This is a genomic window from Ruegeria atlantica (assembly GCF_947495585.1).
GTDB lineage: Bacteria > Pseudomonadota > Alphaproteobacteria > Rhodobacterales > Rhodobacteraceae > Ruegeria > Ruegeria atlantica_G.
Map to the genome: position 1 here is coordinate 20,043 of NZ_CANLZK010000006.1, position 11,232 is coordinate 31,274.

An 11,232-nucleotide genomic window follows, 5' to 3' on the forward strand; every position below is an offset into this window, starting at 1 on the left:
ATCCTTGGGCTCGGGGGTTCCAGCATGGGTCTCTTTGAGGTAAAGCCATCCGCGACCAAGGCCAACCCATCAAAGGACTGCCCGCATGAAATTCTTCGTAGACACAGCCGAGATCGACGCCATTGCCGAACTGAACGATCTGGGCATGGTGGACGGCGTGACCACCAACCCCTCGCTGATCCTGAAATCAGGTCGTGACATTCTGGAAGTGACCAAGGAAATCTGTGATCTGGTCGACGGACCGGTTTCAGCCGAAGTTGTCGCAACCGAAGCTGACGACATGATCGCCGAGGGCCGCAAGCTGGCCAAGATCGCTCCGAATATCGCCGTGAAAGTTCCGCTGACATGGGCCGGTCTGAAAACCTGCAAGACGCTCAGCGACGAAGGCCAGATGGTCAACGTCACACTCTGCTTCTCGACCAACCAGGCGCTTTTGGCCGCAAAGGCGGGCGCAACCTTCATCTCGCCCTTCATCGGTCGCCTGGATGACATCAACCTTGATGGCATGGATCTGATCGCCGACATCCGTCAGGTCTATGACAATTACGGTTTTGAAACCGAAATTCTGGCCGCTTCAATCCGCACCGTGAACCACGTGACCGACAGCGCCCGTATCGGTGCTGACGTGATCACCGCACCGCCTGCCGTGATCAAGAAACTGGCCGATCATCCATTGACGGACAAAGGTCTGGAAACCTTCCTGGCCGACTGGGCCAAGACAGGTCAGAAAATCCTCTGACCCTTTGCGCGACCGCGCGGCGCCGTCAGGTGCCGCGCCTGGCCCAACTGCCAAGCCTTGATCTTGGATCAAGGTTTCGCAGGCGGGAGCCGTAGGTCACAGTGGGAATGAAATGCACGGCCAATGCATTTTTTCCAAGGAAACCGCCATAACTCATGTTATAAGCCCCTCAACAAAAAAAGACCGAGCGGGACATGAGCAGTAACACCAAACTCCAGGACAACTTGCGCGCCGCGATTCTGGCCAAACCAGACGCCGTGCTGGACGACAAGGACCTGATGCAGGCACTTGTAACGGCCAACGAACAGGCGCGCGGGGACAACGTCATCGACCTGCGCGGCATCGCCATGCAACGGCTCGAGGAACGGCTGGACAGGCTGGAAGACACCCACCGGTCCGTTATCGCCGCAGCGTATGAAAACCTTGCAGGCACAAATCAGGTGCATCGTGCCGTCATCCGCATGCTGGAACCGGCCGAGTTCGAAGATTTCCTGCGTACGCTCGGCTCGGATGTGGTCGAAATCCTACGCGTTGATCGTATCAAGCTGATTCTGGAATCCACAGTAACGCAGGAAGACCCCGCCATCGACACTCTGGGTGGTGTTCTGTCCGTAGTCGAACCCGGCTTCGTGGACAATTACCTGACCTTCGACCGCGGCGGCCCCGCCCGCGACGTGGTTCTGCGCGAGATTCTCCACCCGACGCACAGGATTTTTGGACCCAACGCAGATCACCTGCGGTCCGAGGCTTGCCTGCGGTTGGATCTGGGTGAGGGTCGGTTGCCGGGCATGATCGTGATGAGCGCAAGGGACCGCAACCACTTCTCGCCGCAGCTGGGCACTGATCTTCTGTCGTTCTTCGCTGGCGTCTTCGAACGTTCGATGCGCCACTGGTTGTCGTGAGCCTGATCTCACCCGCCTGCCGCGACGCGTTACAGTACTGGCTGGACAGCCTGAGCGCGCTGGCGGGGCGATCGGAAAACACCCAGGCCGCCTATCGTGGCGATGTCACCGACTTCCTGTCTTTCATGACACTACACCACAGTGAACGGCAGGGATTGGCAGCGCTGGCCCGGATCAACGTGTCCGACATGCGCGCCTGGATGGCCGATCAGCGCAGCGCAGGTGTTGGGGCTCGATCCCTGGCGCGCAAGCTGTCGGCGGTCAAAAGTTTTTATCGATGGCTGGCTGAACGTGAAGGGTTCGAACCCACTGCCGTTCTGTCCACACGCGCGCCAAAGTTTACCCAAAAACTCCCCCGCCCGCTGGCCGAAGACGCGGCCCGCGCGATGATCGACACGGTCGAACTTCAGTCGTCAAACGACTGGATCTCGGCACGCGACGTTGCTGTCGTCACACTGCTCTATGGCTGCGGTTTGCGCATCTCCGAGGCGCTGTCTTTGACAGGAAGCGACGCGCCTTTGCCGAATAGCTTGCGTATTGTGGGAAAGGGCAGAAAGGAACGCATCGTTCCGGTGATCCCGGCCGCCCGTACCGCCGTTGACCGTTACCTGCAGCTCTGCCCGCATCCACAATCCCAGGAAGAGGCTTTATTCCGCGGAGTGCGGGGCGGTGCACTCAATCCCCGCGCAATTCAGGACGTGATGGCCAAGGCGCGTATGCAGCTTGGCCTGCCCGCAACCGCCACACCGCACGCTTTAAGGCACAGTTTTGCCACCCATCTGTTGTCCGCTGGGGGTGACCTGCGCGCCATTCAGGAATTGCTGGGCCATGCCTCACTGTCCACCACGCAGGCCTATACGGCCGTAGATACGGCCCGACTGATGGAAGTCTACAACCGCGCCCACCCCAAGGCCTGATCCCGAGCCCCACGATGACGTCTGGGCTGTACCCTCACCCGGCTTTTAGTTTGCATCTGCAGCGCGCATCGTCCAAGAGACACAAATGACAATAAAACTCAAAGCCCTTTCCGTACATCTGTTCACCGCGACCGGCGCCGTCTTTGCAATGCTGGCCATGCTGGCCGCGGTCGAGGAAAAATGGAGCCTTATGTATCTGTGGCTGGTGATCTCGTTCATCGTGGACGGAATCGACGGCCCGCTTGCGCGCCACTACCATGTCAAAAAGAACGCACCGGAATTTGACGGTGTTCTTCTGGACCTGATCATCGACTATCTGACCTACGTGTTCATTCCGGCCTTTGCGCTGTTCAAATCGGGGCTGATGGACGGTTGGACCGGCTGGTTTGCGATCATCGTGATCACCTTTGCCAGCGCCATGTATTTCGCGGACACCCGGATGAAGACCAAGGACAACTCGTTCTCTGGGTTTCCGGGTTGCTGGAACATGTTCGTCATCGTGATCTTCGCGCTGGAGCCCAACTTCTGGGTGATCCTGCTGCTGGTTTCACTGTTGTCGCTGGCGATGTTCCTACCGTTGAAGTTCATTCACCCGGTGCGGACGGAACGCTGGCGTAATGTATCACTGCCGATCGCGTTCGCCTGGACATTTTTCGCCGGTTGGGCAGCTTGGGTCGACTTCCACCCCGAAAGCTGGGCGCATTGGGGGTTGGTAATTACAAGCCTCTACCTGGTTTCAGCTGGCATTGCGCAGCAACTTGTCCCGCTGCGCAACAACTAGAACGTTACAGGATTTCCTCAACCTCGAACTCGGTGCCGTTATGGGTGAACACGTCACCCTCTTGCAGACCGGTCATTGTCAGGTAGATCGGGCTTTGGGTTGAGATGCCCATATATGTCTTACCGTCGACCTCAAAGCGGGTCGTTGAGACACAGACCACGAAACGGCGGTTGTTGAACTTGACAACAGCGCCCGGCTGAACCCGGTCCGTCAGGCTGAAATCCGTGTTCTCGATCACATCAATCTTGGCGTGATGCGCATGAACGGGTGCATCGAACGCCGCCGCCAGATCTGCATTCTCGCGTGAGGCGGCGATGTCATCTTTGTCATGCCCTTCGCGGTCGTCCAGCTGCGAGTCCTTGAGAAATGCGTCGTAATGCGCCTGCGCAGTTGCCAATTCCTGCTCTTCCAGCGACATCAGGCGGTCTATGATGGCCTTTTTGCGAGCGGCCGGGTCTGTATAGGCGGTCATGCAATACGGTCCTTCAAATTCAGTAACTGATATAGGTTGGGCCGCGAACACGTGGATTGCAACTGATTTTCGCGCCTCAGATCAGCAGGCCCGCCGCGCGTTCATGACGCAGCAAGGCCACTTTGGTTTCGACACCACCATCGCCCGAGAACCCGCCCAGACCGTTGGCAGACAGCACCCGATGGCAAGGTATAATCACCGGTATGGGGTTCGCACCGCAGGCCTGCCCCACCGGTTGGGGTGGCTGCCCAAGCTCTTTCGCGATGTCCCCGTACGTTCGGGTCTCGCCCAGCGGAATGGCATACATCAGGTCGCAGACATTGCGCTGAAAGTCTGACCCGGCAACACGATACGGCAGATCGAACCGCTCGAGACGCCCCTCGTTATATGCGGTTAACTGTGCGGCGGCTTCCTGCAACAGGGGTGTGTCCGGCCCGTCGTCCTGCCCATCCCACACAAGGCGTGTGATGGCGCCATCTGTTTCTTCAATGCCAAGGCGGCCAAACTGCGTATCAACGGAAATCATCGGCATGAATACAGCGTTTCAGATCGCCGGGGCCAGCGCAAGCGCGGAAAGAAAAACCCCCGGCGAGTTACGCCGGGGGTTCGATTGTTTAGCCCAGCGCTTCGTCGCAGCGCCCACACACACCCGCGTGGGAATGCCGACCGACGTCCGGCAGGATTTTCCAGCATCGTTGGCATTTCTGGCCATCTGCTTTTTCGAAGACAACACCTACCCCTTCGATTTCGGGCACGCGGAATGCCTCGGCAGGGGCCGGGTCGCCCGAAACGGTCAGGCCAGACGTGATGCACATGTCGTCCACGTCAAAGGTTGCAAGCAGGTCGCGGGTGTCACTGTCTTCGACATGCACGATCGGCGCGGCCTCAAGGCTGGACCCGATGACCTTGTCCTGACGCTGGATTTCCAACGCAGCGGTCACGGCACGACGCACGCGACGGATTTTAGACATACCGGCCTCTAGTTCAGCGTTGCGCCAATCGGCGGGTGTATCCGGGAAATCCACCAGATGGACCGAGCTGTCATCGCCTGGGAAACGCTCCAACCAGACCTCTTCCATGGTGAAGACCAGAACCGGGGCCAGCCAAGTGGTGAGACGGTGGAACAGGATATCCAGAACGGTTCTGGCCGAGCGGCGGCGCAGGGTGTCGCCGTCACAGTATAGCGCATCCTTACGGACGTCGAAATAGAACGATGACAGGTCGACGGTGGCAAAGGTGAATACGGCACTGAACACGCCCTGGAAGTCGAAAGACGCGTAGCCTTTGCGCACCTGCTCATCCAGATCGGCCAGACGGCTGAGAACCCAGCGTTCCAGACGCGGCATATCTTCAGGCGCGACGCGATCCGCTTCGGTGAAGTCGGCCAGCGAGCCCAGCATGAACCGCATGGTGTTGCGCAGGCGGCGATAGCTGTCGGCGGTGCCTTTCAGAATCTCCGGCCCGATCCGCTGGTCGGCGGTGTAGTCGGTCTGAGCCACCCACAGGCGCAGGATATCGGCACCATATTGCTCGATCACCTTTTCCGGCACGATGGTGTTGCCCAGCGATTTGGACATCTTGTTGCCCTTGGCATCCAGCGTGAAGCCATGGGTTACAACGTTGCGATACGGCGCACGCCCCTTGGTGCCGCAAGCCTGCAGCATCGACGAATGGAACCATCCGCGGTGCTGGTCGGTGCCCTCCATGTAAACGTCCGCGATGCCGTCCTCGGTTCCGTCTTCACGGTCACGCAGGACAAAGGCATGTGTCGAACCAGAGTCGAACCACACGTCCAGAACGTCAAATACCTGATCGTAGTCATCCGGGTTGGCGATGCCATCTAGCACCTGTTCTTTGAACCCGTCGGTGTACCAGATATCCGCGCCGTCTTTCTCGAACGCCGCCTTGATGCGGGCGTTGAGCTCTTCGTTGCGCAGCAGGTAATCCGCGTCGGTGGGCAAGGCCCCCTTCTTGGTGAAGCAGGTTAGCGGAACGCCCCAGGCGCGCTGGCGGGACAGAACCCAATCCGGGCGCGCTTCGATCATCGAATACAGGCGGTTGCGGCCGGTCTGCGGCGTCCACTTCACCAGCTCGTCGATTGAGCGCAGCGCGCGTTCGCGGATGGTATCGCCCATCTCACCCATGCCATCGTCCAGCTTGCGGTCAACGGATGCAAACCATTGCGGCGTGTTGCGATAGATGATCGGAGCCTTTGAGCGCCACGAGTGCGGATAGCTGTGCTTGATCTTGCCACGGGCCAGCAGCCCGCCGACCTCGACCAGTTTGTCGATGACGGCTTTGTTCGCGTCACCCTCGCCACCCTTGCGGGACAGGATGTACTTGCCACCGAAGAACGGCAGATCAGCGCGGAACGAGCCATCGTCCATCACGTTATAGGTGATGACCTGCTCGAGCATACCCAGATCACGGTAGAGCTCGAATTCCTCCATACCATGCGAGGGTGCACAGTGGACGAAGCCCGTTCCTTCGGTATCGGTCACGAACTCAGCCGCGCGGAAGTCGCGGATGTCGTCCCATTCGCCATTGCCACCTTCGGCTCCAGCCAGCGGGTGGGCCAACTGGACGCCTGCAAATTCATCGGTGGTTACGTCACGCACGCGAGTCCACTGATCGTCGTTCAGGCGCGCGCGGCCTAGCACATCGGCGGCCAGATTGTCCGCCAGCAGGAACTTGTCCCCGACACTGGCCCAGCATTCGTCGGGTGCGCCGGTGACTTCGTACAGGCCGTAGGAGATATCCTTGCCAAACACGACCGCCTTGTTCGACGGTATGGTCCATGGCGTCGTGGTCCAGATCACGACAAAAGCGTCATCAAGATCGCCCGCATTTACGACTTTGAATTTCACCCAGATGGTGAAGCTTTCCTTGTCGTGATACTCGACCTCGGCCTCGGCCAGAGCGGTTTTTTCGATGGGCGACCACATCACGGGTTTTGAGCCCTGATACAGCGTGCCGTTCATCAGGAACTTCATGAACTCATCGGCGATCACAGCCTCGGCGTGATAGTCCATGGTGATGTAGGGATCGGGCCAGTTGCCAGTGATGCCAAGACGTTTGAACTCTTCGCGCTGAACGTCGATCCAGCCTTCGGCGAACTTGCGACATTCCTGACGGAAATCGACGATGTTCACTTCGTCCTTGTTCTTGCCCTTCTTGCGATATTGTTCTTCGATCTTCCATTCGATCGGCAGGCCGTGGCAGTCCCATCCCGGCACATAACGCGCGTCATGACCCATCATCTGATGGCTGCGTACAATCATGTCCTTGATGGTCTTGTTCAGCGCGTGGCCGATATGCAGGTGACCGTTGGCGTAGGGGGGGCCGTCATGCAGGGTGAAGGGCGTGCGGCCTTCTTTTTCGCGCAGGCGATCATACACGCCGATCTCTTCCCAGCGATCCAGCCATGCGGGTTCGCGCTTGGGCAGACCAGCGCGCATGGGGAAATCGGTTTTTGGCAGGTTCAGCGTGTCTTTGTAGTCAGGTGTTTGGGTCGTGTCGGCGCACATTTGGGGCGTCCTCAGGATGATCTTGTCGTGTGTGGATCGAAGCGGTCAGTGCGAATTCTCAAGCACCTTTGCCCGGCGTCTCGCGATATCAGAGCGCCGGGGATATAATTCGAATAATGATGGCCATCCGGTCATACATGCCGGGCTTATAGGACGCCCACGCCTAATGGTCCAGAGGTTCCGCCCCATGCGGCGAATGGCGCAGCATGGCCCACCGGTTCAGCCACGCCAAACCGGCCAGCGCGAGGCCCAGCGCCAGCAGTGAGAACACCCGGATAAGCCCCCCCAAACCAGCGATATCGACCAGGAACACCTTGGCCACGGCAAGCCCAATAACGACCAACCCCGCCTTGCGCATCATGTCCAACCGGCGGGCGAGTGACTGGTAGAACAGCCCCGCACCGATCAGCAGTAGGGCCATAGTGTAAGTATAAAGCTCGGGCTGGGTGACACCATTGCCTTCATACATACCGCTGGCCCCCTGCCAGACATGGCGAATGGTCAGGCTAAGCCAGATCGCAACCAATGCCGCCGCCAGACCGAAGCACCCCTGTTTCCATCGCGGATGCAGTGCTGGAAGCCAAGCAGCCGACAGGGCCAAAACAATGGCGGGCAACAGGTAAGCCACGGCGAGGGTATTCAATATTGGCACCCCAAGAACCGGATCAGCTTGGGCATTCAGCAATGGGTTCGCCTCGGTCAGCGCCTGCGCCAGGCGAACAACACCATGTGCCGCAAAGAACAACGCCAGCCCATAGCGCGCATAATTCAGTTTTCCGCCCAATTCGAACCGCCTCACCTGCGCGCAGGCCAGCAGCAGCCAGATCAAGGACAAAAGCCCCAGCCCCCAGTGGCTGTCGTGGGCGCCGCCGTTGCCAAACCTTTCGAGCCAGCGCAGCAACAGCAAGGACAACAAGATGCCCGCCGTCGCCCAGGCCGCACTTTCAAGAAGCAGCGCAATGACCGGACGGTTCAATGGTCGCAGGATGGCCCAGGCCGCCAGAAATCCAACAGCGGCTGTGGCATAGACAAGCGCCATTTCCGCGACCGGTGCCGAGTTTGCCCAATCCAGACCGGGATTCAGTACAAGCCGGAGCGTGACAGTGAAGACGCCAGCCCAGATGAACCAACCCATTGGTGGAAGATCAAAGCGCCAATCCAGCACCGCCGCGGCCACGATCAGGGCCACAAAAGCAATTGTCAGGGCAGCCGAACTTAGGACAATCACGCAGGCAAAGGTCAGGCAAGACAAAGCCGACAAGGTCACCAAAGCCGCCCGCAGTCGGTTTTCGCCGTCGACGCGCGCGAAACGCCCGGCCAGAACAACCATCATCACCGCCAATGCAACTGCATGCAACGCCCACGGATAGGCTCCGATGACCTCAGCGGGATGCCATCCAAGCTCCAGCGCGATTGCCAATACCGGTGCAAATACTGCAGCACCGCCCGCCCAAACGGCCCGGTACTCGGTTGCGCGAAACGATCGCCAGGCTGCAAGGCCTGAGATCAATGCACCCAGTGCCACCAACAGGGTGACCGCCCACGGGAAATCCGCCTCGGCGGTTTCGGCATAGGTTTCGGCGAACCGGCGCGCGACAGAGCCGTTGTCCCACCCATGGATCAGTACGAACCAAGTTAGACCAGCGGCTGGCAGTATGGTCAGGTCTTGCAGGGCCCGCGCCTGGCTTGCCCAAGTCAGCAAACCCAGTGTCAGGCCAGCCAACAGCATGACACCCAGCCAGAATTCTGCCGCCGAGTCCGGCCAATGTATCGCCAAGATTACCGTGGTGATTGTCACCGAACCAAAAGCAAGGCGGGTGGGAAACTCTGGCCACTGGAGGCCTTTTTGGATCGCAATAATTTCGCTGATCATGCGCCCCTCGTGATCCGGCCAGATCCGCCGCACGGGGATCGCGATCACGATGACCGCCAATGCAGTTACGCCGACAAGATACGCCGGCTCGGTCGCGGGTGCCGAAAGCACCAGCAGCAGGCACGCGGAATAAGCCCCGACTAGCGTCAGAACGGATATCCACCCCCAGCGTCGTACGGTGTCGATCCCCAATCCAAGGACGGCAATCACAAAGAAGTATCCGTACAACCAGCCGGGATCGGTCGAGGTCCCGCCCACCACGAAGGGAGACGCAAACGCACCAATCAAACCGACGGCCGCCAGCAAGGGGCCGTGGAACCAGCCTAAAACAAGCCCCACAAGCGCAACAGCGATCATGGCAATCAAGGCCGCTTCGGGACCAATCAGATCGTACAACTGCCTTGCCGCCAACAAACCGCCGAACAGCGTCACCAGCCCGGCGCCGGAAAAGACCGATGGCAGGTAAGCCGTGGCTGAAGACTCGTCATCGCCATACTTCCGGCGGATCACCTCACCCGCACCGATCAGCGTCGCCCCGAACATCAGGGCCGCAATGACGCGCATCGTTGGCGACAACAGCCCGCTTTCGACCCCGTATTGGACCAGAAAAACACCCGCCAGCGCCAAAGACAGGGCGGATACCGCATAGAACCAGTTCTCGCGCAGCCAAGCGCTCAGTGCGGCGATTCGATCGTCCTTCGCCGTTTCGGGGAGGGGTATCTTTTGTGGCTCAGGTGCTGAGGTGCCCTCTTTCGTTTCGACCTCGGGTGGTACTGTTTTGATTGCCGGCCAAGGAGAGCTCTTTTTTTCCCTCGCTTGCGTCGATTCAGGTACTGTTTCTGGCGCTGGCAGGTCGCCACCAAGCACGCGAATCTGCTGTTCAAGCTGCTCTACCCGGCGGCGCAGTCGGACCTGCGACACCAACAGAACAAGGATGGCCACCGGGACGGCCAGAACGATCAATCCAACGAGTACGAGCAGCGATTCCAACTGAAGCCTCCGGGCAAATGTGCGGACAACCTAGCCGGGTGTCGATCTACACAACAGTCCGAAAAACCGTGTTTTTTGCGGGCTACGCCGTTCAGGACGCCTTTTCCCCGGCCAAGGGACGGTCTGGCCATCATCTACCAGATGATGGCCAACACAGCGGCAATCGAACCAGATGCGAAACAGGCGTCGACGGTATTTAACCATCGCAGGATCAGATCCGCGTCCATCATCGGCTTTACAAAACTAACCATCTACACCGCGCGCCCAGCGACACTTCTGGTCACTAGGGATGGAACAACGAGCCAACAAAATACGCCATTAGTGCGGCCGCGCCGCCGATCGCAAAAGTCTCTAGACCCGACCGCCACCACGGAGCCAGTGACCACCTGCTTTTCAACGCTCCGATGATAAAGAAGACCGCCATGGTCATGATAACCGAGAGCTGAAAGGCCCGATCGAACGACAGCAGAAACGGCAGCAGCGGGACCATGCCGGCCACAAGAAACGCTAAAAACGTTGCCATCGCGGCTTTGAACGGGTTCGGATCAACGCTGCCCAATCCGTATTCACCCTCGATCATCAGATTGATCCAATTCTCGCGGTTGGCTGTGATGGCGTCCGTGGCCTCATCCAGCACGCGCCCCGACAGGCCCTTTTGCGACAAGATCGCATGCACTTCATCCCGCTCGCCTTCCGGGAATAGTCTGATGTGACGTTCTTCGATGGACCGGATGCGGCGGATATTGTCCAGCTCGGCCTTGGTGCCCGAGTAATTACCCGCCGCCATGGAAAACCCGTCCGCCAGTACATTGGCCAGTCCCAGCGCAACGATAATAAAGGGTGACAGGCCCGCCCCGGCTACACCCGCCACAATGGCAAAGGTGGTTACGGACCCATCGATCCCACCATAGACCACATCCCGCAAAACACCGCGCCCCGGTGGCGCGTTGATGCGTTCTGCAATCTCTTGCTGGCTGTGTCCGTGATCGGTCATGGCTGGCTCTGACACTCTTATGCACGACAGCCAACCA

The 11,232-nt window shown here is 59.2% G+C and carries 9 protein-coding genes; 4 read left to right on the top strand and 5 right to left on the bottom strand.

Annotated elements, in window-relative coordinates:
* Nucleotides 1–85: 85 nt before the first annotated feature.
* From fsa to QMP16_RS12165, 4 genes are all read left to right on the top strand, one after another.
* Nucleotides 86–739 carry a fructose-6-phosphate aldolase gene (gene fsa, locus QMP16_RS12150; RefSeq protein WP_050603155.1) on the top strand — a complete coding sequence of 218 codons (654 nt, stop codon included), beginning with the start codon at nucleotides 86–88 and terminating at the stop codon, nucleotides 737–739.
* A 194-nt stretch (nucleotides 740–933) separates the two neighbouring features.
* Nucleotides 934–1,641, top strand: a complete 708-nt coding sequence (locus QMP16_RS12155) for a DUF484 family protein (RefSeq protein ID WP_282152584.1) — start codon at nucleotides 934–936, stop codon at nucleotides 1,639–1,641.
* Nucleotides 1,638–2,558: a tyrosine recombinase XerC gene (locus tag QMP16_RS12160; protein ID WP_282152585.1), complete on the top strand. Its 921-nt coding sequence runs from the start codon at nucleotides 1,638–1,640 to the stop codon at nucleotides 2,556–2,558. Before QMP16_RS12155 ends, QMP16_RS12160 begins: the two co-directional genes overlap by 4 nt.
* A gap of 85 nt (nucleotides 2,559–2,643) precedes the next feature.
* The gene (locus tag QMP16_RS12165) at nucleotides 2,644–3,339 is read left to right on the top strand and encodes a CDP-alcohol phosphatidyltransferase family protein (RefSeq protein ID WP_058273208.1); all 696 of its coding nucleotides are present in this window, start codon (nucleotides 2,644–2,646) and stop codon (nucleotides 3,337–3,339) included.
* 4 nt (nucleotides 3,340–3,343) lie between these two features.
* Here the strand turns inward: QMP16_RS12165 and QMP16_RS12170 are convergent, their stop codons facing one another.
* The 5 genes from QMP16_RS12170 to QMP16_RS12190 form a co-directional block, all read right to left on the bottom strand.
* A complete protein-coding gene (locus tag QMP16_RS12170; RefSeq protein ID WP_282152586.1) occupies nucleotides 3,344–3,811 on the bottom strand; it encodes a hypothetical protein in 468 nt (155 codons plus the stop codon).
* 76 nt (nucleotides 3,812–3,887) lie between these two features.
* On the bottom strand, nucleotides 3,888–4,343 hold the full coding sequence (locus QMP16_RS12175) for a methylated-DNA--[protein]-cysteine S-methyltransferase (protein WP_282120675.1): 456 nt from the start codon (nucleotides 4,341–4,343) through the stop codon (nucleotides 3,888–3,890).
* An 82-nt stretch (nucleotides 4,344–4,425) separates the two neighbouring features.
* Nucleotides 4,426–7,338 (bottom strand): isoleucine--tRNA ligase, encoded by a 2,913-nt coding sequence (gene ileS, locus QMP16_RS12180; RefSeq protein ID WP_282152587.1) that lies wholly within the window; start codon nucleotides 7,336–7,338, stop codon nucleotides 4,426–4,428.
* A 163-nt stretch (nucleotides 7,339–7,501) separates the two neighbouring features.
* Nucleotides 7,502–10,201, bottom strand: coding sequence for a DUF2339 domain-containing protein (locus QMP16_RS12185; protein WP_282152588.1), 2,700 nt, complete (start codon nucleotides 10,199–10,201; stop codon nucleotides 7,502–7,504).
* A gap of 283 nt (nucleotides 10,202–10,484) precedes the next feature.
* Complete coding sequence (locus tag QMP16_RS12190; RefSeq protein WP_282152589.1) at nucleotides 10,485–11,195, bottom strand: VIT1/CCC1 transporter family protein; 711 nt, start codon at nucleotides 11,193–11,195, stop codon at nucleotides 10,485–10,487.
* Nucleotides 11,196–11,232 lie beyond the last annotated feature (37 nt).

Coding starts and splice junctions, on each gene's coding strand:
- fsa (WP_050603155.1), top strand. CDS start 86: ATGAAATTCTTCGTAGACACAGCCGAGATCGACGCCATTGCCGAACTG.
- QMP16_RS12155 (WP_282152584.1), top strand. CDS start 934: ATGAGCAGTAACACCAAACTCCAGGACAACTTGCGCGCCGCGATTCTG.
- QMP16_RS12165 (WP_058273208.1), top strand. CDS start 2,644: ATGACAATAAAACTCAAAGCCCTTTCCGTACATCTGTTCACCGCGACC.
- QMP16_RS12170 (WP_282152586.1), bottom strand. CDS start 3,811: ATGACCGCCTATACAGACCCGGCCGCTCGCAAAAAGGCCATCATAGAC.
- QMP16_RS12175 (WP_282120675.1), bottom strand. CDS start 4,343: ATGCCGATGATTTCCGTTGATACGCAGTTTGGCCGCCTTGGCATTGAA.
- ileS (WP_282152587.1), bottom strand. CDS start 7,338: ATGTGCGCCGACACGACCCAAACACCTGACTACAAAGACACGCTGAAC.
- QMP16_RS12190 (WP_282152589.1), bottom strand. CDS start 11,195: ATGACCGATCACGGACACAGCCAGCAAGAGATTGCAGAACGCATCAAC.